This is a genomic window from Streptomyces sp. NPDC006339, from assembly GCF_040612775.1.
Lineage (GTDB): Bacteria > Actinomycetota > Actinomycetes > Streptomycetales > Streptomycetaceae > Streptomyces.
In genome coordinates this window covers 64,728-84,123 of sequence record NZ_JBEXQW010000040.1, presented here as the reverse complement: position 1 = coordinate 84,123, position 19,396 = coordinate 64,728, and the positions used below count along the sequence as shown (strand labels likewise).

Below are 19,396 nucleotides of genomic sequence, written 5' to 3'. Positions count from 1 at the left end.
AAGAACGTCGTCAACTCGATCAACATGTTCGGGATCATCGCCGTCGTCGGTGCCCTCGCCGTCTCGCTCGGCGTGTGGGCCTGGGGCCACCACACCGGTGGTCACCAGGCCGAGGCCAACGGCAAGAAGGGCGCGGTCGTTGCGGCCGGCGCCGCCCTCGGCCTCGGCGCCGCCAACGGGATCGTGAGCTTCTTCTCGGCCCTCGGGTCGCAGGTCCAGTGATGCCGAAACGATTCCCCTCCCTTTCGCTGTCCTCGTACGGCGCCGGTTTGTCCGCCAACCGGCGCATCGCGATCGTCGCCTCCGTCGTCGCCGTTCTGCTGGCTGTCGCCACGGTCGTCGCCTGGCTGTCCGGCGGCAACAACGGCCACCAGACCCCGGACACCGCCGCTGCGGCCCCGGCGCCGAGCGCGTCCTCCTCCGAGGCCGCCCCGAAGCCCGCGGCCGGATCCGGGTCCGTTCCCCATCCTCCGCGGATCGCCGAGCCGGTCGCCTACGCCAAGGCCGCGGCCCAGATGCTGTGGTCCTACGACACCCGCACCACCAGCCGCGACCAGCAACTCGCCGGGATGCGGGCGTGGATGACCAGCGAGACTAAGTACGCCGACTGGGCCTCCGTCGTCGGGCAGGTGCCCGATCCGGTGCTGTGGTCGCGGATGGCCGACCAGGACCAGCACGCCACCGGAACGGCCCTCGAAGGCCACTACCCCGGCGCGTTCAAGCAGGCCCTGACCGAGGACCCCGCCGCGATCACGAAGGCGTACATCTACGTCGTCACCGTCAACGGCAAGCAGCAGATCGCCTGGAAGAACGCCGGCGCCGGCGCCGAGCAGCGTGCCGTGACCCTGGCCGTGCAGTGCCGCCCCAGCCACGACTGCTCTCTCGCCGCCATCGCTCCGAACGTCACGCAGTGACCCGCGCCTGACACAAGAAAGGAGGAGTAACTCCTCGTGGGTTTCTGTGACTTCCCCCTTGCGGACAAACTGTGCGCCGTCGGCGACGCGGTGGACTTCGCCTCCAACCCCGGCAAGGCGATCGGCGACTGGATGGCGAAGTCGGCAGGCGAGCTCGCCGCCGCTGCCGCCGACCTGGCCGCCGAGGCCGTCGACACCACCACCAAGGTGGACCTGAACGCCGGATGGTTCCGCGACAACTACGAGACGCTGCTGCCGCTGGGCCTGGTCCTGCTGGTCGCCACGTTCTGCGCGCAGCTGGTCCGGGCCGCCGTCCGCCGCGACGGACAAGCCCTGACCCAGGCGTTCACCGGCACCATGGGCGGCGTCCTGTTCGCCTTCTGCGCCATCGCCTTCACCACGGTCGCCGTCGAAGTCGTCGACGCGATCTCCGACGGCCTGTTCAAGACCGCGCAGCTGGACATCGCCTCAGCTGTGCGGCGCATCGTGAAGGTCAACCAGATCGGCGCCCTCGCCGGACTGGGCTGGCTCGTACCGGTCGTCGCCGGCCTCGGTGCCGCGATCGGCGCGATCCTCTACTGGTGCGTCATGATGGTCCGCAAGGTGGGCATCCTGGTCATGGTCACCTTGGCGATCTTCGCGTCCGCCGGAGGCGGCTGGGAGGTCGCTCGGCGCTGGCGCCGGGGCTGGATCGAGGCCACCGCCACCCTCGTGGTCAGCAAGCTGCTGATGACCGTGATCTTCGTGCTCGGCATCGCCGCCATGGGCCGGACGGAGGCCAAGGACGGTGTGGCCGCCCTCGCCGACGTCATGGCCGGCATCGTCATCATGGTTCTCGTACTGCTGTGCCCGTACGCCGTCTTCAAGTTCGTGCACTGGGCGGCCGAGGGCACGGACGGCGAGTCCATCCACCGGGCCGGCGGCGCCGGAGCCCAGATCGCCAAGGCACATGCCGAGAAGGCCGCCCGGAAGGCCGCCGCAGCGGCGGTCACCGCCGGAACCGGTGGTGCGGCAGCCGGAGCGAGCGCTGCTCCGCAGGGCCCGTCCGCGGCTGGTGGCGGTGGTTTCCCCGGCGACATCGCCTCCCACCCGACCGGCGCAGGTGGAGAAGGCAGGGAAGGCTCGCCGAGCGGCGGAACGGGCGTCTCGCCCGGTGGTGATGCCATCAAGTCCGGTCTGGAGAAGGCCGTGCAGCCCGCGCCGACGAGCGTGTCCGCCGACACCAGCGGCCAGGTGGGCGGAAGCCCTGGGCAGGGCGGTTCCGGAACGAACCCCGCGTCCGGCCAGGGTGGCGGATGGCAGTCCACTCCGCCGACCACGACCCCACCGCCGCAGGGCGTATCCCCGTCCTCCGGCTCGCAGAACGCCACGTTCAGCGGACCGGCTTCGCCTCCGCCTCCTCCGGCCGGCTTCTGATCCTCTGCCCGACTACCGGGGGCGGGACGTGCACGTCACCTCCCGCCCCCGGGTTCCGCCCGCGTCCACAGGACCCGTCCCTTGACTGATCTTTCCGTCGCCCCGGTCACGGTGAAGTTCCCGCACCGGTCCCGCCGGGGCATCCTCCTCGGCCTCTCCCTGCCCCAACTGGTCCTCGTCTCCGCCACCCTGGCCCTGCTGCTGATGACGGTGGTCTCCACCGGGCTGCTCGGTGCCGTCGCCCTGATTCCCCTGTGGGCGGCCTCCGGTGCGCTTGTCGCGATCCGCCGGCACGGCCGCTCCCTCATCGACTGGATGCCGATCGTCGCTCGCCACGCGCACCGCCGCCGCACCGGCCAGACTCTCTGGCTCGCCCGTCCCGTCACCCGCCCCCGGCAGGACGGCGTCCTGCACCTGCCCGGCAGCGCCGCCTCCCTCAAGGTGGTCACCCCCGGCGACTCCGCCAACGGCGCCGCGGCCGTGCACGACCCCCACCAGCAGACGCTGACCGCCATCGCCCGGGTCACCTCCCGCGCTTTCGCCCTCCTCGACCCCGCCACCCAGAACCACAACGTGACCAGCTGGGGACGCGCGCTGGCGAGCATCGCCCGCAGCGGGCACATCGCCACCGTGCAGGTCCTGGAACGCACCGTCCCCGACAGCGGCGACACCCTCACCCGCCACTGGACCCAGAACGGACAGCCCCAGGCCCCGGTCGCAGGCCAGATCTACTCCGAGCTGGTCACCTCCGCCGGCCCCGCCGCAGCCCCGCACGAGACCTACCTCGCCATCTCCCTCGACCTCAAGGCCGCCAAGCGGCTCATCGCTCAGGCCGGCGGAGGCTTGCCCGGAGCGTTCACCGTCATGGAGCAGACCACCGCCTCCATCGCCCAGGCCGCCCGCACCGCCGGCCTCCAGGTGACCGGATGGCTCAGCTCGCGCGAGATCGCCGCCGTCATCCGCACCGCCTACGACCCGAAGGCCCTCGGCGCACTCCAGCAGTGGTCCGAGACCGGCCGCGCCGAGGCCGACCCGGCCGCCGCCGGACCCGTCGTCCAGGTCGAGGAGTACGACCGGATCGCCACCGACAGCGCACGCCATGCGACGTACTGGGTGGAGAACTGGCCGCGCACCGAGATCGGGGCCGGATTCCTGCACGGGCTGATGTTCACGGCCGGCGTGCGGCGCAGCCTCTCCCTCATATACGTGCCGCAGGGGCTCGAGTCCGCGCTGCGGGACGTCCAGCGGAAGAAGGCCGCGATCATCGCCGACGCCAACGAACGCGCCCGCCGGGGACAGGTCGACAGCGAGGAAGACTCCGTCGAGTACGCCGACGTCAAAACCCGCGAACGCCAGCTCATCGCCGGTCACGCCGACGTGGCGCTCACGGGTCTGATCACCGTCACCGCCGAGACCGACGCCCTCCTGGACGCCGCCTGCGCGCAGATCGAAACCCACGCCGTCACCTCGGGCGTCGACCTGCGCCGGCTCAACTACCAGCAGCCGGACGCCTTCGCCCTCAGCGCGCTCCCGCTCGCCCGGACCGCCCTGTGACCCAGACCCGCCCCCGGCCCTGCTGGCCCCCTCCGATCGTCTGCGGCGGAACCCCCGTCGCCACCCCTGCCTCCCGGCAGGAAGGACCACCACCTTTGACCTCCCCCGCCCACCCGGCCGACGCCCACCCCTATCTCCGCGCCGCGAACGCCGGAGTACGCCACCACACCCGCGCGCTGGCACCGTCGGACACGGACCCGCCTCCGCCGGCGGACCGCCTGCACCTCGACGTACTTCACGCCCACCTCACCACCGTGCTCCAGCTCCTCGACCGGCTCGCCGAGACCACCCGGCCACCGCACCCGGCGGCCGGCCGTCACCTGGCCGCCGCTCACACCCACCTGTGGCAGGCCGCCAGCGAAGTCCACGCCGCCTTCCACCTGCTGCCCAGCAGCACGACGGCGGGCACCGAGGCGAGCACGTGCCGTCCGGAGCGGCTGCCCGAGGGACCGCCCGTGCTGACCATCTGCCAGCGCCACCTCGCCGCCGGCCACGTCGTCCGGCGCAAGACCACCCCCACCGACCTCCGCGCGCACACCACGGCCTGCGCGCGATGAGCACGACCCGCAGAAACGAGGGCCTCCGATGAGTCACCGGCCCGCCCGCCGCGCCCGCCGCGCCTCCGCGTCTCCCCTGTTCACCCCCCACGGCACCGACCGGGCCAGCCGAAAGGCCGCTCGCCGGCAGCTCGCCGAAGCCGCCGCCAAGGCCCGCGCGGAAGCCAGCGCCCACCAAACCGAGACCACATCGGCCGACCACGAGACACCGGCCCCGCTCTACCCTCCAGGCGGACGCCCCGGCCCCGCCTCCGCCCGCCACAACCGGCTCAGACTCCCCGCCCACCGCATGACCACCGCCGTGGCCGCCGGCGCGTATCCGTTCCTCGCCGAAGGCGGCCTCGGCCCAGAAGGCATCTACATCGGGCGCGACGTCCACGCCGAGGCGTCCTTCGTCTTCGACCCGTTCGCCCTGTACGGCAAGGTCGAGGGCTTCACCAACCCGAACCTCCTCCTGGCCGGCGTCATCGGCCAGGGCAAGAGCGCGCTGGCCAAGTCCTTCGCGCTGCGCTCGATCGCCTTCGGGTACCGCGTCTACGTCCCGTGTGACCCGAAGGGCGAGTGGACACCGGTGGCGGAAGCCCTCGGCGGACGATCCGTGGCCCTCGGGCCCGGACTGCCCGGCCGGCTGAACCCGCTCGACGCGGCCCCGCGCCCCGCGGGCGTCTCGGAGGCCGACTGGGTCGGCGAGATCCGCAAGCGGCGCCTGCTCCTGCTGGGCTCCCTCGCCCGGACCGTCCTGGGCCGGGACCTGATGCCCATGGAGCACACCGCCCTGGACATCGCCTTGGACGCCGTCGTCAGCCACGCTGCCGCCACCGGCCGCACCCCGCTCCTGGGCGACATCGCCGCGACCCTCAACGATCCCCGGGCGCTCGACGAGGCCGCCGGGATCATGTCGGGACAGCTCGGCGACGCGGCCCGAGACCTGGCCCACGCGATGAGGCGCCTGGTCCACGGTGACCTCGCCGGGATGTTCGACGCCCCCTCCACCGTCGCTTTCGACCCGAACGCGCCGATGCTCACCATCGACCTCTCCCGGCTCGGCGGCTCCGGAGACGACACGGCCCTCGTCCTGGCCATGACCTGTGCGTCCGCCTGGATGGAGTCCGCCCTCTCTGACCCGAACGGCGGTCGGCGCTGGATCGTGTACGACGAGGCATGGCGCCTGATGAGGCACGTCGGCCTGCTGCAGCGGATGCAGGCCCAGTGGAAGCTCTCCCGCGGCCTTGGCATCGCCAACCTCCTGGTGATCCACCGCCTGTCCGACCTGCTCACCGCCGGCGACGCCGGATCACAGGGCCGCGCTCTCGCCGAGGGCCTCCTCGCTGACTGCTCCACCCGCATCATCTACCGGCAGGAGAACGACCAGCTCCAGGCCGCGGCCTCCCTGCTCGGCCTCACCTCGGTCGAGATGGACGCCATCGCGCACCTGAACCGCGGCCGTGGCCTGTGGAAGGTCGCCGGACGATCATTCATCGTTCAACATCTTTTGCACGGTCACGAGCTGGCGCTCTTCGACACCGACGCCCGAATGCACTGAAAGGCCAACGGGACCCTCCATGCCTGATATCAGCCATCCCGTCTACTTCATCCGGCTCGCGCGAAGTATCGACAGGACCCTCAACGACCTCCCCGATGCCGAGCACCTGCGTCAGGGCGACGACATCAGTCCGGCCATCGAGAGCATGGTCGGCGACATCGCCCACTACTTGATCGAGATCAGCGAAGAGCTGGCCACCAGCAGCCGCCACGAAGCCGAGATCCCGTCGGCGCACGGCCACGCCGAACGCTCCGGCACCGCAGCCCTCACCCGGTGTGCGGCCCCTCTCGGCACCGCCCTCGCCCATCTCGGTCAGGTCATCGAGCGTCTCGGCTTCCTCCACGAGAACATCCGGCACTCCTCCACCAAGCGCACCCCCGCTCCGGACGACGTCCGGCATGTCCTCCAAGAGCATCTTGACCACACCGGCACCGCCCTGCGGACGGCCGCCCAGAACCTTCGTGGTCACGCCGCGCAGCTCTCGCAGGCACCTTTGGTCAGCACCACGACCGCACCGGCCCACCCTGTGGCACCTCCCGCTGCGGCAAGCCCGCCGCGAGGACGCTGACCAGCGCCCATACCCCGCACAGGAGAGAGGTACATGAATCGCGACATCCAGGGCGAGCTGATACCGCGAGGTGACACGCTCCGCCTGATCGGTTCGCTCGACAATCTGAAGACCGCGTTTCTCGACGCCGCCGAACAGTGGCAGCTGCTCGACGACACCGGTGACGTGCCGGCCGAACCGTCGTACACCGAGCTGCTCCAGCACGCCGTCGACGCGCACGACCTCTCCCGCGACGTCGTCCGGCTGGCGGCCGACTTCGCCCGCAGCCCCCACAGTACGAACCGTGCCGGCCGCGCCGTCCTCGCCCACCTCGCGACCGCGGCCACGATGTCGAGCCACGCAGCACCTCACTTCGCCGAGACCGCGGAGACCGCCCTCTCCCTCTCCCGGGCCGCGGGCCCGATCACCAGGCGGTACCGAGGGAACTCGATGGTCATAGACCACGCCACGGCGCGCTCCTACCTGCGGCGCACCTCGGAATCGATCGGCGAAGCGGCCAAGGAACTCCACGCTCACCTCGGCCTCCACCGCTTCTTGCCCGCGCCCGCCCAACGGGCGGTAGCGGCACCGCCGTCGCCCCCACCGGGCGCACGTCACCGTTGACCCGCGCCGAAAACACCTGCGCCGACGTCACCTCGTCAAGGAGACCTCTGAACCGCCCCTCCAACCCCCCCGACGCCGCCTGGACCACCTGCCGGCCCGAGGAGCCGCAGCGGGGTCCCGCCCGCCACACACCTTCACCGCGCAGCGCGTCTACTCTCCGCCGGAGGAGCCATGGACATTGACGGCGGCAACCTCGAAGATGCACATCACACCGGCCGGCTCGCTCCGCTTCCCGACCACCGCCACGTCACCGCCCCCTGGTGGCAGGAGCTGTGGTCCCGCCACTCGCACATCACCACGCCCCTGCGCCAGCGCGGGCTGGAATGCGACATCGAGTACGGCCTCAGCGCCTACATCGTGCGCGTCTCGCTCCCCGACGACAGCCACCTGATCATCGGCCCACCGCAGGAGCCCTCCTCCGACCGCCCGCCGGAGGACCCCGAAGGGTGGATCGTGACCCGCGAGCACCCTGACGACCAAGCGCTGTTCGAGGTGCTCTACGACTCCGGCACTCCTGACCGGCCCGAAGCCGTGCATGGCGGCAGCGTCCCGCCCCTCATTCATGCGATCGACCTGCGGCTGGCCGAACTCGGACTGCTCAATGCCCCCGACACGAGGGCCGCTACGCCCCCGAGGGTGCTTCGTGGGTACGCCCGGAGGGACGCGGCAGCCTTTCTCGCCGAGCATCCGCTCCCGCAGGAGCCCCTGCCGCTCCCGGTCCTGACGCCGTTCCTCTCCGCCCTGGGGGCGGCCGAGACGCCCGCCGAGGTCAGCGCGATCACGCACCACCTGGCCGGGATCACCGCGCCGGTGCTCGACCACATCGCCCGGCACATCGTCGGTGTTGCCCTCTGGCGCGGCCAGGACCACCGGCACACGCCCCAGGCCCAGCGCCTTCTGCGGGAGGCAGCCCAGAGCATCCGCACCGCCATGGAGAAGGTGGCCGAGGCCGACCTGGAGAACCTCCGCGCCGAGTACGCCCCCGTCCCCGCGCCACCGTCCGCCGCCCGGAAACCCACGCCGTCCCTCCCACCGTCTCCGCCCAGCTCGCCGAGGCGCGGCACCTCCCCCAGCCGCTAACCGCTCCTGGAGCGTTCTCCTTGACCACCGGATCCTTCATCGCCCGCCCCCGTGGGTCCAGGCGAGGAACAGCCCGACCGGACGGCCGCCTCCCGCCCGTCACCCCCGAGCCCGGCGCTAGACGCGTCCCCCCTCGTTCTCCAGGGAGCACATGCTCACCTCACGCACGGGTCTCTCCGCTTTCGCCGCTGCCCTGGCCGAGCGGCTGCCCGGCCACTGGACCAGCAAGTATGAGGAACACGACTCCTACAAGCAGCAGTTCGACGCCGTCGAGGGTCTCTGGGACACCGGACACGTCGACTACATCGTCAGCCAGTACGTCCTCAGCCGCCATGCAGTCCTACACCACCCAGACGGACGGCAGCTCTACATCGCCGACCGGCCCCTGTACCGGCACCAGTTCGTCGTGGCACCGCTCGAGCCCTCCGGCCCCCGCGTCAAGCCGCATCACTTCGTCGGCGTCCAGGAGCCGAACGGCATCGCCATCCCCAACCAGCCGGCACGCGCAGCCGCCCGGGTCGTCTTTCGCCTGCTGCCTCGCTACCAGCAAGCCCTGGACACCGTGCTGCGCAACGCGGCCGTCCAGCCCGAACCCCCGCACCGCCCCGGACCGCCGCAGGTGACCGACGTCGTCACCCTGACCTGGTACGAGGACGGCGCACTTGGCACCCCCTACAAGAGCGTCCCCGAGGATGTCCGTACGGCCTTCTACTCCTTCGGGTTCCACTACGACCCGCACCAGGCGGCGTTCCTGTTCGCTCCGGGGTGCGGCCCGCTACGCCTGCCGGCCCTGGTCCACCACCTCGCCCAGAAGGGCATCGGCGTGAACCTCCGCCACACCACCCCACCGACCACCGCGCCCGCACGCCGGCCCGTTCCCGCGCCGACCAACGCCGTTACCACCGCGCGCCACCGGTAGACCGACGCCCGGCACCTCCCCAGCCGCTAACCGTTCCTGGAGCGTTCTCCTTGACCACCGGATCCTTCATCGCCCGCCCCACCGCCACCGGGTACACCGGGGTGTACGTGAGCTTCGACGGCACGCCCGCTTCGAAGCTCCCGCTGCTGGTCACCGCCTTTCAGTACCGCTTCGGCCGTGATCTGGAGGCGATGACCCGGCACCTGGTGGACGACGTCGCCATCGGCTGGGAGGAGCTGGGCAGCGACCTCCTCGACGGAGCACCGCCCGCGATCGTCGCCGCCCTTACCGGCGGACAGCCCTGGCCCAGCCGAACCCTGGACAACCTGATCACCCCGGACGGCTCGCCGCCGACCCGCATCACGGTCACCGAGACGACCGTCGCCAACATGGACGTGGAGTGGGGATACGTCCTGCGCCCTTCCGGCGTCGAGGTGTTCCCCACGATGTACGCCGTGTCCGGCCCCGTCGTCGACTGGGACGCCGACCCTCTCACCGAGTTCGGCAACCCCGCCTCCTGGCCCACCGTCACGCCGGCCCGCTCCCCAGCGCCGTCCACAGCCTCCCCCCTCCCCGCAACGCCGGGCATGTCGCGTACGGCCGCCCGTCGCTGACCGCCCCGCCCCCACTCCGAACACAGGAGCCCTTCGCTGTCCGTCCCGCAGATCACCGTCGTCATCGCCACCCAGCTCCGCCCCGAGCGCCTGCCCTACCTGGAGGAGATGCATGCGAGCCTCGCCCGGCAGACCGCGCCGTGGGAAGCCGTCCTCGTCCTCGACGGGTCCGATCCGCAGCTGCTCCCCAGTTCGGTTGCCGCCGACCCCCGCATCCGGCCCCTCGTACTGCCGCGTCCGGTCGGTGCCGCCTGCGCCCGCAACCTCGGCCTGACCCAGGTCCGTACGGAGTTCGTGAACTGGGCCGATGACGATGACGTTTTCCCCGACTGGAGCCTGGGCCTGCGACTGGAAGCCTTCACCGACCGGCTCGGGTGGGTCGCGGGATACAGCGAAGACTGGCTCCCGGACGGTACGACCCGCCTGTGGAAGTGCCCCACCCCGCCCGGCTACCACGCGGCAGGCGACGTGATCACCTACTGGCCGCGCCCTGAGGACACCATCCCGATCGGGCCAACCACAATCCTCGCCCGCACCCGCCTCGTACGCGCAGCCGGCGGCATGGGCGGACTCGTCCAGGGCGAGGACTACATGGCGGCCGTCGGCACCTCCACCCTCGCACCCGGAGTCCTGCTCCCGGTCCCCGTGTACCGGTACCGGAAGTGGGGCGGGCAGATGACTGCCCAGCGCGAGTACGACCAGCTGGAGGCGGCGGCCCGCAACCACGCCTGGCAGTACGGCCACAGCCTTCGCTCCATCCTGGGCAGCCGCGCGGAACTGGCCCACGGCTGACACGCGGGACGCCCCGTCGCCCAGGCGGGGCACGGGCGTCATCGGCATCACCACGGGCAAGCAGCGCCCGAGCGGGGACGGACTTCCTGCCGGACGAAGGAGGCGTCGGCCGCCTGTCGACAGGCGCCGACGAGGCCGCCGTCGTCGCCCTGATCCGCCGTACGGCCCACCGGCAACGAGCCCCTCCGCCATGCCGGCCTGAGCGCGCCACCGCCACCGGCTCTCGCTGCTCCCACTCCACTGAGCCCTTCGCGCTGCCCGTCCTGCCCATGACAGCCGCTGATCAGCTCCACCACCGACCCGTGAGGAGAATCCCGCCCCTTTGCAACCCGGCACCCACTTCGCCTTCGGTACCCACAAGGACTACGGCTTCGTCGCCTCCTTCACCGCCTCCCTGCCCGCGCACCTCGCCCACTGGTTCCTGGAGCGAGAGCAGTTCGAGCCCGTCCTCGGGCAACCGCGGCTGTACCGGCTCGTCGAACCCGAGAACGACGGCCCCCGCCGCACCCGCCAGGCCGTCCACGACCTGCGGCGACAGGGCTACACGGTGCACGCCGACATCGCTCTCGACCCCGCCGCATCGGCCGGCCCGCCGCGCCCCGTCCGCCCCAACGGACTGCAGGAGCGGCGCAGCCGACTCGCGCAGGCCGCCGCCGGCCGAACCACGCAGCGCACAGCGCCACCCACCACCTCCCCGCCGACCGCCCGGCCGATCCCGCCGAGGCCCACCTACGCGCCCACCGTCCACCTGACGCCCGCAGGCGGCGGGCGATCCCGATGACACCCGGAAGCAGCCTCACCGACGGGGCCCGCAACTTCCGGCTGCGGATGGCGGTCATCGACCGCGAGACCGAGACCGCGCTGGACATGACCCGCGACCGCTACGGACGCACCGTCCACCCGGACGCCGCCGCAGACGTACGTGCCCAGCGCGACAGGGCGGCCGTCGAGGCGTACACCACGTATCTCGCGCCGTGCGCCGAAGCCCTGCTCGATACCGCCCGCCGTGCGCTCGACGAGTTGCCGCCCGCCCGACACCTGGCGGGGTGGCGGACGGTGCTGGACAGCCTGGCCGCCTCCACTGCCGCGATCCGCCGAGTGCTCGACCGACCGACCGCCCCCGCAGGCGAACGCGCCCAGTACAAGGCTCTGTGGCCGCACCTCACCGCCTGGGCGGACCACGGCTTCATCGCCAGTCACCTCGCCGACCTCGACCAGCGCCAGCAGCACAAGGCCCCGCTGACCGGCGAAGAGCAGCAGATGTGGACCGAGCTAGCCCGGGCCGCGCAGAGGCGGGGCGAGCTGCAGCTCACCGAGTCCTGGTACGCCCCGGACGGACAGCCGATCACCCTCGCCTACCTGGTCGAGGACGACGACTCGACGGTGGTCGCGCTGCGAGGCGACCCGGACGCACCGGGCTGGCAGGTGATCGGCCACTACGCCCACGAATACGAAGCCGGACAGAACCTGCCCGCCGCAGTTCCGCCCGGTGTACTGCGGGCCGATGTCTCCGAGTTCAACCGGGCCGCGCCCGCGCCCGAGGTGTCGCTGCAGGAACTCATCCGGGACATCGTCGAGGCCCAGCACGCCGGTGACGCGTCCAACGCGCTCCTCAGCGCCACCCAGCGCGGCTACGACGCGGGGCCGACGGTCCGCCTCCAGGAACTCCTGGAAACCGGCGCCCAGTTCGCCGGTGCGCTGGAGACCGTGCAGGGCCGTCAGATCGCTGCCCGGCTCGCCGCGCTCGGCCGCCAGGTCGAATTCCTCACCCGCGAAGTCGAGGAGGCGGCCGAGGACCTCGGCGCGACCGTCGCCGTCCTGCCGCCCCACCGCACTCCCGTACCGCGCTTCCGCCCCGGCCCTGCCGTGGACACCGCACCGCCCACGCCGCCACCTCGCACCAGCACGCCCGCCCGCCACCGCTGAGGCGTCGCCTCCCCCGAGAGAAAGCCCTTCTTGTCCCCGACCGCACCCCCGGCCCCGGCACCGCGCATCACCTACGGCGCGGTGCTGGGCAGCCCGCACGTCGCCCGCCTGCTCGGCGGCACCCTCGTCGGCCGCCTCCCCAACGGCATGGCGCCCGTCGCCATCGTCCTGTGGGCCACCACGAGCGGCGGCAGCATCGCCTTCGGCGGGCTGCTCAGCGCCCTGTACGGGCTCGCGTCCGCGCTGGCCCAACCGGTCAAGGGGCGCCTCATGGACCGCTACGGCCAGACCACGGTCCATCTTCCGGCCGCCCTGCTCAACTCGGCTCTCCTGGTGGCCCTCCCGCTGGCCGGACCGTACGGCGGACCGGGCCTGGCCACAGCCATCGTCGTCGTCGGCGGCCTGACCACGCCCGCTTTGGAGGCAGGGCTCCGGGCGCTGTGGCCAAGTGTGCTGCCCGACTCGCGGCTGCGGCACGCCGCGCTCGCCCTCGACACCGGCACGCAGGGCCTGCTGTACATCGCCGGCCCCCTCCTCGTCGCCGCGCTCGCCGCTTCGTACCCCCCTCCCGTCGCACTTTCCGTCACCGCCGCCCTCGGCCTGGTCGGCACCGTCGTCGTCGCCTTCGCGCCGCCGTCCCGGCGCTGGCGCCCGACACCGTCCGCACAAACCCCGGCCGGGGTGGCACACCGGTTGGCCAGCCCCGGCCTGGTGATGCTGTTCGTCTCCCTCACCGGCATCGGGTTCGCGATCGGGGCCATGAACGTGTGGGCGATATCCATGGCCGAGCACCACGGGCAGGAGCTGCTCTCCGGGATCCTGCCCGCCGCGTTCTCGACCGGCAGCTTCCTCGGCGGCCTCCTCTACGGACGCCGCCGCTGGAGAAGCACCACCACGGATCGGCTGATCTGCGGCGGAACCTTCTTCCTGGCCGGCTGGCTCCCGCTCCTCGCTCTCCCGGGCCCGCACGCGACTCCCGCCGCGGTCGCCGTGCCCGGTGTGTTCCTGACCGTCGTGGTCGCGTGCGCCTACGTGACCACCGACGCCCTGACCCCCGCCGGTCGCACGAGCGAGGCGTACGCGTGGCTGATCCTGTCGATCGGCGCCGGACAGTCAGCCGGCACCGCCCTGGCCGGGCGCCTCGCCGAGCAGCCCCTCACCACCGCAGCGCTCCCTGCCGCCGGCGCGGCCTTCACGCTCGTCGTCCTGCTCGCCGCACGCCGACGCCTCGGGCACGCCGGACTCCAGGACCGCCGCGGCCGGCACCGTCGCCCGCCCGGAGGCCGACACAAGACGCCCTGATCCACGACACCACCCCTTTTCCAACCGTTTTGAGGAGATCTATCTATGGCCGTCCGTACGAAGTGGACTGTTGAGCACGCGTGCTCCCACCAGGTGATTCATGACCTGTCAGACCGCCCCGCCGACCGGCGGGCCGGCTTCGCTCGCTGGCTCGCCGGCCGGGACTGCACCGACTGCTGGAAGGCGGCCCGCGACGCCGACACGCAGTCCAAGGAGGAGTGGCTCGCGGCCAAGCGAACCGCGGAGCAGGAGGCTGCCGCCGCGTGGGCGAACCAGTTCGACATGCCGCAGCTGGAGGGACCGGAGAAGGCCCTGGACTGGGGCGAGCGATCCCGCCACCAGCTGATGCTCTCCGCGCACACCGCCCTAGTCGTCGAGGGGTCGTGGGACGAGGCGGACTGGGCGGAGCTGGAAGACAAGGCCCGCTTGATCACCCGCGCCGGGTGGTGGATCGACCAGCGCGATGCGGAGGGCTCTGACCTGCTCGAACTCCTCGACGCCGCCGGTGAGGACGACCACGGGACGGAGAACCCGTTCCGCTGACGAGGGCGGAACATAGCCGACGATCGCCGGTTAGCCAAACCGGCGATCCTCCGGACCATTGTTCCTCCCACCGCATCCGCCCCGCGTGGAAGGAATCGCATGTCCCAGCTCCCGCCCGACCCCGTGGTCGCCCTCACTCCCGACCCGCTCACTCCCGACCGGGACGTCACCCACGCCCACTTTCAGGCCGGTGACACGGTCGTCGTCCTGAAGGGTATGGCCGGTGGCGAGCTGTGGGGCGACGCGATGCGCGTGGTCGCACCGTCCTGGCATCTGCCGACCGACGAGGACGGCTGGCGCCTGCGGGACGCGACCGGCGGACAGCAGTCCTACGTCACCGCCCACCCCCGGTACCTCGTGCACCTCTCGCGCCGCTGCCCGGACTGCCTGATCCACCTGCGAGCCATGGAGGACGCCCTCCTGCCGAAGTACCCCGGCGACGACGCCCTGATCGACTGCGGCTGGTACACCACCACTGCCGTGGGCCAGCTGGTGCACGTGGCCGACGTCCGGGCCGGTCGGTGATCCCGCGTCTGCATGAGTGGACCCACACCCCGTACGGTCCGCTCGCCAAGGCACTCGGGCACCCGGTCTCACCCCACGAGAGCCTGACCGAGCACACGGTCGTCGGTCACTGGGCGGGACTGGACGGCTACACGTCCGGTGACGAGCAGAAGACCTGGGCCACCATCCAGTGGGCCGCGCATCTCGAAGACCCGTATCTGGAGCACTTGTTCACTGCCAGTCCGGACGACGACCGGCGGGCGATCCTCCACCTCGACGTCCGGCTCCATCCCGACGACCGGGATCTGAGCGGCCCCGAGTGGGCCGAGGTCGCCCACCGGCTCGCCCGTGCCGCGGGCATCTAGATCCCGGGCAAGGGACACGGCTGCCGGTGGATCGCCGTCCAGGCCCAGCCCCGGCGCCTGGACCTCATCGCCAACCTGATCCACCTCGACGGTGCATGGCACGCCCCGCCCGCCGATGTCCTGCGGCGGCTCGCGGCAGAAGCCCGCCGCATCGAACAGGACCTGCAGCTGATCCCGGTTTCGACGGCACCGTCCGCGCGGACCGACTCCCGGCTCGCGCAGACGGCGTCGGCTCAGCTCGCGAGCGTGCTCGCGCAGCTCGCCGATGAGCAGGCCGGCGCCCTGGCGATGGTCCGCAAACTCGTCGAGCACGTCGCCTACCTGATCGCCTCCCAGCCCGGCAGAGACACCGCGCACCGCCTGGAGCTGATTGCGCGCCGCCTGCACGCCATCCAGCAGGACCTGGACGCCACCGCCGACCACCTGGTCCAGCCCCGGGCCGCGACCTCCCCCTGCACCGTCCAGCGCCCCGTCCAACGAACCTTGTAGGAGAAACGTCTCTTTGCCCCTTGCCGACCGCTTCCTGGACATCCGCCGCGACCCGCACTCCGACGAGGTCCTCGCGCGCGGCGGTGACGCCGAAGCGCACAGCATCCTCCAGCGCGCCGGGTTCGTCGCCGTCGTCCGTCTCCACGAGACCTACCACCGCGCCCCCACCGGCCTGGCCGAACCAGACGAGACCCGACTCGCCAGCAACGCCGTCGCACGGCTCCGCGCCGCCGGGTACCACGTCGACTGTCACGAGGACTTCGACTCCGACGCCCGTCCAGCCAGTTACCTGCCGCTGGGCGCCTCCGTCACTCACCTCGCCCAGAGAATCCGCGAAGCCACCACCACCGACGAAGTGGCCGATGTGCTGACCGAGCTGACCGCCGCTCACGACGGCATCGTGACCGCTCTGGGTGAAGTGCTGGTTGCCACCGCCGACTTCCATGACGGGCTCGGCCAGGCGTCCGACCCGTACACCGCCCTGCGGCTGCGCTACCTCGCCGACGAGCACCTCCGCGTCCTCCGCAGCGACCTCACCCACACCCGCAACGCCCTCGCCGACCGGCACGTCCCGCACCCCGGCCGCAGCACCTGCACCGAAGAGGTCGCCGCCACCGAACGCGAACGCTCCGCCGTGTGCGCCTGCCCGCCCCCGCCGCGCGCGCTGCCGGCCCCGCCGCTCCCGGCCGCCGCCAGCCTGCGCCGCTGACCCTCACCTCGCCCAAGGACACCATGCACGACCACGACATCTCCGAGCGCCTCGCCTCGTACGCCGACGTCCTCGCCGGAGAACTCCCCGACACCTGGACCAGCTCCTACCTTCCGCCGGTCGCCAAGGACGATCTCGCCGAACTCGCTGATCGCATCTGGGACCTGGACCTGGTCGCCGCCTCCCTCGCCGAACATCCTCTGCGGCAGGCAGCCGTCCTGAGCCGCCGGGACGGAGCCCAGCTCGTCCTCCTTGAGCGGCATGACGAGCGCGACGGCTTCCTCGTCGCCGCCGTCGCCCCGCGCGCTCTGCCCAACGAGGGGTACCGCGCCGTCCCCGAGCCCAACGGCATCGCCCTGGCGGACGACCCGTTCCTGAGTGCCCAGCAGGTCGCCGGCGACCTCCTTGTCCGTTACGACAGCGCCCTCGCCCAGGTCCGGGACAACGCCCTGGGCGGCATCCAGCCCTCCCAGCCGGACCGGGTCGTCCTGACCTGGCAGCCGGACGGCAGCGTCGCCACCGCGCCCGTCGGTGACCAGGCCGGTTCCGTCCTGGAAGCGAACGGCTTCATCCAGGACCCGCAGAGCGGCATCTACCGCCTCGGCGCGGATGACACCCAGGCGCAGGCCCGTGCCCTGCGCGCGATCGGCCCCCAGCTCGAAGCGCTCGGCATCGGCACGGCGCTCCAGCACACGGCCGGCCGGACCGTGCCCACCTCGGCCCCGGCATCCGTGCCCCCGGTTACGGCCGGCACCCGAGCCCCGGCCGTCCGGGCTCGATGAGCCAGAAGGAACCCGAGTTCTGGGTGCTGGAGTACGTCACCATCACCCAGGACCCCCGCACGGGTCTGGTCGTCGCCATCGGCGGGACCGAACGGGCGGCGGACATCCTCCAGCGAAGCGGCTTCCTCTCCGCCCCCGGGCCTCGCGGTGATTACCACCGGCTCCCTCAGGCACTGCCCTTCGAGCAACAGCGCCTGAAGGCGACCACCGCCGCGCACGCCCTGCTCACCGTGGGCCACAGCGTCCACCTCGATCCCGCCCTGAACACGCTGACGACACCGGACGGCGAAGGGGACACGGCCCGGCGCTACCTCGCCCAGCTCGCCGAGCGGACCTTCGCCGCCAAGACCAGCAGTGAGGTGGCCGAGGTCCTGACCGAGATCGCCGCACCGGTCCACGGGCTGCTTCCCCTCGTCCGGGAAGTCGTGGTCGGGGCCTGGAACGCCGCGATCCGCCAAGACGCCCATGGCGAGGAAGCCGGTCCCGTGGCCCGGCTCGGGGACACGACGGACTCGCTGTCCCACGCTGCGTACCTCATCCGGCTCGCCCGCGACCACGTCGCCGGCACTCCGCGAGAGCCGGCCGCGCCGTCGCTGCCCCCGGGCCCCGCCCAGTCCCCGGCCGCCCGCCGCCGTTGACCGGCAGGCCGCACACGAGGCTCGCGCCCGTACGGCCCGCCTCGCCGCGGAACTCCGGCACCGGTCCCCTCCTCCTCGCGCCCCGCACCAACCCGGTGCACCCCGTAAGACCGTTCGAGCGCCCCAGCCTCGGCTGGGGCCGCCTGCCCCGCCCCGCTCGACCTCCGGAGAAACCCGTAGCACCCCGTACACCCACACCGATCACCTCCCTGCTCAAGCCCCGCCTCGCGACCGCCCTGTTCCGCCGCTACCTGCGCGCCTGCATTCCGACCGGCCCCAACCAGGTCTCCCCGCTGGCCGGCGCCCGCCCGGAGGGGGGCCTCGCCGAGACCCAGCGCGTACACCACCAGCACCACTGACCGCCCACCGCCCCGGAGCAGCATGTCCCAACCCGCCCCCTACGCCGTGCGCCTGGCCGACGAGATCGCCCGGCAGCTCGGCCAGCTGACCGACCACCTCGCCCAGCTCCCTCCCCACGACGCAGTGCAGGTCATCGCTCACGTCCTCGACCCGGAGGACGGACTGCTCGACGGCGTCACCGGCCTCATGTCCGTCAGCAGCACGTTCGCGAAGGCGCAGGCCGAGCGGGGCGTGCTGCCGGCCGAGGTGTGGCTCGCCCTCGGCCGGGCCACCAACGACCTCGACGCCATCGGCGCAGACCTGTACGAACACCGTGCCACCCTCCGTCGGGTCGGTGCCCAGCCCGCCGCAACAGCGACGAAGCCACCGGCGCCCGCCCCGCTCGTCATCCGGCGGCACCGATGAAGAGGACGTGGCAGGGCTGGGGGCCGGGCGAACAGGCCGAGCAGCACTACCTCGTCCATCCCCGCGGCCTCGCCGGCGGCGGCGACGTCCGCCACGTCTCAGAGTTCCTCCGGGCCTCAGGATGGCGGGACCACTCCAAGACCGGCGGTCCCCTGGCCATGGAGAGCCCGGACCGCGCCGTCCGCATCTCTTACGACCCCTACGTCCTGCCCGGCGGATGGACCGTCCACGGCGCTGCGAGCGCTCACAGCGACGAGTGGTCGGCGCACCTGGGCCGGCAGACCCCGGTGGAGATCGTCGCCGGCTTCACCGACGCCCTCACCCGTCCGCGTTCCGCGCACGCCCCCAACGTCTGGGCGCCGCTGCAGGAGCAGAACTGGTACACGCGATTCGAGGGCGAGCACTACACCGCGACCAGCCCCGACGGCACTGCGTGGATGCAGTACCACCAGGGCCCCGAGGGCGAGGCGATGTGGTGGACCGGGGCGAAGGACCGCCAGGGCAACGGCTGGACCGCGAACTTCTCGCTGAGCACGCCGATGCACCTGGTGCAAGCCTTCTCGGCAGAACTCGCCAACCCCGACCCCGTGATGCGTCCGCGCGGACGCGTTCCGCTGAGCGCACAGATCCGCACCTGGTCGGTCTCCGTCAAACCCTCCCAGCTCAGCGCGTGGCAGCAGGCCCGGATCACGGCCGCCCGCGCCGCCACCTGGGCCCGCAACAGCGCCCGCACTTCCCGGCCGCGCTCCACCCCCCGCCCTTACACCCCAGCCGGCGGCGCCCGGACCCGCCGCTGACCCGTCCTGAGACAGA

25 protein-coding genes are annotated in these 19,396 nt (G+C 72.2%); all 25 read left to right on the top strand.

Translation table 11 applies throughout. The features are described from left to right. A partial coding sequence (locus tag ABZ135_RS28540; protein ID WP_356699492.1) for a hypothetical protein occupies positions 1-222 on the top strand: 222 nt, incomplete at its 5' end. Further along, a complete protein-coding gene (locus ABZ135_RS28535; protein WP_356699490.1) occupies positions 222-914 on the top strand; it encodes a hypothetical protein in 693 nt (230 codons plus the stop codon). The genes ABZ135_RS28540 and ABZ135_RS28535, both read left to right, overlap by 1 nt. A 36-nt stretch (positions 915-950) precedes the next feature. Next, on the top strand, positions 951-2,330 hold the full coding sequence (locus ABZ135_RS28530) for an ATP-binding protein (protein WP_356699488.1): 1,380 nt from the start codon (positions 951-953) through the stop codon (positions 2,328-2,330). A gap of 81 nt (positions 2,331-2,411) precedes the next feature. Next, a complete protein-coding gene (locus ABZ135_RS28525) occupies positions 2,412-3,884 on the top strand; it encodes an SCO6880 family protein (RefSeq protein WP_356699486.1) in 1,473 nt (490 codons plus the stop codon). A 95-nt stretch (positions 3,885-3,979) separates the two neighbouring features. Continuing rightward, positions 3,980-4,441 carry a DUF6238 family protein gene (locus ABZ135_RS28520; RefSeq protein WP_356699484.1) on the top strand — a complete coding sequence of 154 codons (462 nt, stop codon included), beginning with the start codon at positions 3,980-3,982 and terminating at the stop codon, positions 4,439-4,441. Positions 4,442-4,469: 28 nt separating this feature from the next. Next, on the top strand, positions 4,470-5,984 hold the full coding sequence (locus ABZ135_RS28515; protein ID WP_356699482.1) for an ATP-binding protein: 1,515 nt from the start codon (positions 4,470-4,472) through the stop codon (positions 5,982-5,984). A 19-nt stretch (positions 5,985-6,003) separates the two neighbouring features. Next, the gene (locus tag ABZ135_RS28510; protein WP_356699481.1) at positions 6,004-6,552 is read left to right on the top strand and encodes a hypothetical protein; all 549 of its coding nucleotides are present in this window, start codon (positions 6,004-6,006) and stop codon (positions 6,550-6,552) included. 33 nt (positions 6,553-6,585) lie between these two features. Continuing rightward, positions 6,586-7,155 carry a hypothetical protein gene (locus tag ABZ135_RS28505; RefSeq protein ID WP_356699479.1) on the top strand — a complete coding sequence of 190 codons (570 nt, stop codon included), beginning with the start codon at positions 6,586-6,588 and terminating at the stop codon, positions 7,153-7,155. 171 nt (positions 7,156-7,326) lie between these two features. Beyond that, positions 7,327-8,235: a hypothetical protein gene (locus ABZ135_RS28500; RefSeq protein ID WP_356699477.1), complete on the top strand. Its 909-nt coding sequence runs from the start codon at positions 7,327-7,329 to the stop codon at positions 8,233-8,235. A 151-nt stretch (positions 8,236-8,386) separates the two neighbouring features. Further along, the gene (locus tag ABZ135_RS28495) at positions 8,387-9,154 is read left to right on the top strand and encodes a hypothetical protein (RefSeq protein WP_356699475.1); all 768 of its coding nucleotides are present in this window, start codon (positions 8,387-8,389) and stop codon (positions 9,152-9,154) included. Between the two features lie 50 nt (positions 9,155-9,204). After that, entirely contained in the window at positions 9,205-9,768 is a 564-nt protein-coding gene (locus tag ABZ135_RS28490) for a hypothetical protein (protein WP_356699473.1), read from the top strand. A gap of 51 nt (positions 9,769-9,819) precedes the next feature. After that, positions 9,820-10,560, top strand: a complete 741-nt coding sequence (locus ABZ135_RS28485; protein ID WP_356699506.1) for a glycosyltransferase — start codon at positions 9,820-9,822, stop codon at positions 10,558-10,560. Positions 10,561-10,882: 322 nt separating this feature from the next. Beyond that, positions 10,883-11,341: a hypothetical protein gene (locus ABZ135_RS28480; protein ID WP_356699471.1), complete on the top strand. Its 459-nt coding sequence runs from the start codon at positions 10,883-10,885 to the stop codon at positions 11,339-11,341. Further along, positions 11,338-12,486, top strand: a complete 1,149-nt coding sequence (locus tag ABZ135_RS28475) for a hypothetical protein (RefSeq protein WP_356699469.1) — start codon at positions 11,338-11,340, stop codon at positions 12,484-12,486. The genes ABZ135_RS28480 and ABZ135_RS28475 overlap by 4 nt, the downstream gene beginning before the upstream one ends. 30 nt (positions 12,487-12,516) lie before the next feature. After that, on the top strand, positions 12,517-13,788 hold the full coding sequence (locus ABZ135_RS28470; protein WP_356699467.1) for an MFS transporter: 1,272 nt from the start codon (positions 12,517-12,519) through the stop codon (positions 13,786-13,788). 45 nt (positions 13,789-13,833) lie between these two features. Then, positions 13,834-14,331: a hypothetical protein gene (locus tag ABZ135_RS28465; protein WP_356699465.1), complete on the top strand. Its 498-nt coding sequence runs from the start codon at positions 13,834-13,836 to the stop codon at positions 14,329-14,331. Between the two features lie 99 nt (positions 14,332-14,430). Then, positions 14,431-14,856 (top strand): hypothetical protein, encoded by a 426-nt coding sequence (locus tag ABZ135_RS28460; RefSeq protein ID WP_356699463.1) that lies wholly within the window; start codon positions 14,431-14,433, stop codon positions 14,854-14,856. After that, positions 14,853-15,200, top strand: coding sequence for a hypothetical protein (locus ABZ135_RS28455; RefSeq protein WP_356699461.1), 348 nt, complete (start codon positions 14,853-14,855; stop codon positions 15,198-15,200). Before ABZ135_RS28460 ends, ABZ135_RS28455 begins: the two co-directional genes overlap by 4 nt. Positions 15,201-15,446: 246 nt before the next feature. After that, positions 15,447-15,689, top strand: coding sequence for a hypothetical protein (locus ABZ135_RS28450; RefSeq protein WP_356699459.1), 243 nt, complete (start codon positions 15,447-15,449; stop codon positions 15,687-15,689). Between the two features lie 13 nt (positions 15,690-15,702). Then, a complete protein-coding gene (locus ABZ135_RS28445) occupies positions 15,703-16,398 on the top strand; it encodes a hypothetical protein (protein WP_356699457.1) in 696 nt (231 codons plus the stop codon). Between the two features lie 23 nt (positions 16,399-16,421). Next, a complete protein-coding gene (locus ABZ135_RS28440; RefSeq protein WP_356699504.1) occupies positions 16,422-17,180 on the top strand; it encodes a hypothetical protein in 759 nt (252 codons plus the stop codon). Next, positions 17,177-17,818 (top strand): hypothetical protein, encoded by a 642-nt coding sequence (locus ABZ135_RS28435; RefSeq protein WP_356699456.1) that lies wholly within the window; start codon positions 17,177-17,179, stop codon positions 17,816-17,818. The genes ABZ135_RS28440 and ABZ135_RS28435 overlap by 4 nt, the downstream gene beginning before the upstream one ends. After that, a complete protein-coding gene (locus ABZ135_RS28430; protein WP_356699454.1) occupies positions 17,815-18,177 on the top strand; it encodes a hypothetical protein in 363 nt (120 codons plus the stop codon). Before ABZ135_RS28435 ends, ABZ135_RS28430 begins: the two co-directional genes overlap by 4 nt. A gap of 22 nt (positions 18,178-18,199) precedes the next feature. Beyond that, complete coding sequence (locus tag ABZ135_RS28425; RefSeq protein WP_356699452.1) at positions 18,200-18,583, top strand: hypothetical protein; 384 nt, start codon at positions 18,200-18,202, stop codon at positions 18,581-18,583. Further along, entirely contained in the window at positions 18,580-19,380 is an 801-nt protein-coding gene (locus ABZ135_RS28420; RefSeq protein WP_356699450.1) for a DUF317 domain-containing protein, read from the top strand. Before ABZ135_RS28425 ends, ABZ135_RS28420 begins: the two co-directional genes overlap by 4 nt. Positions 19,381-19,396: the final 16 nt, after the last annotated feature.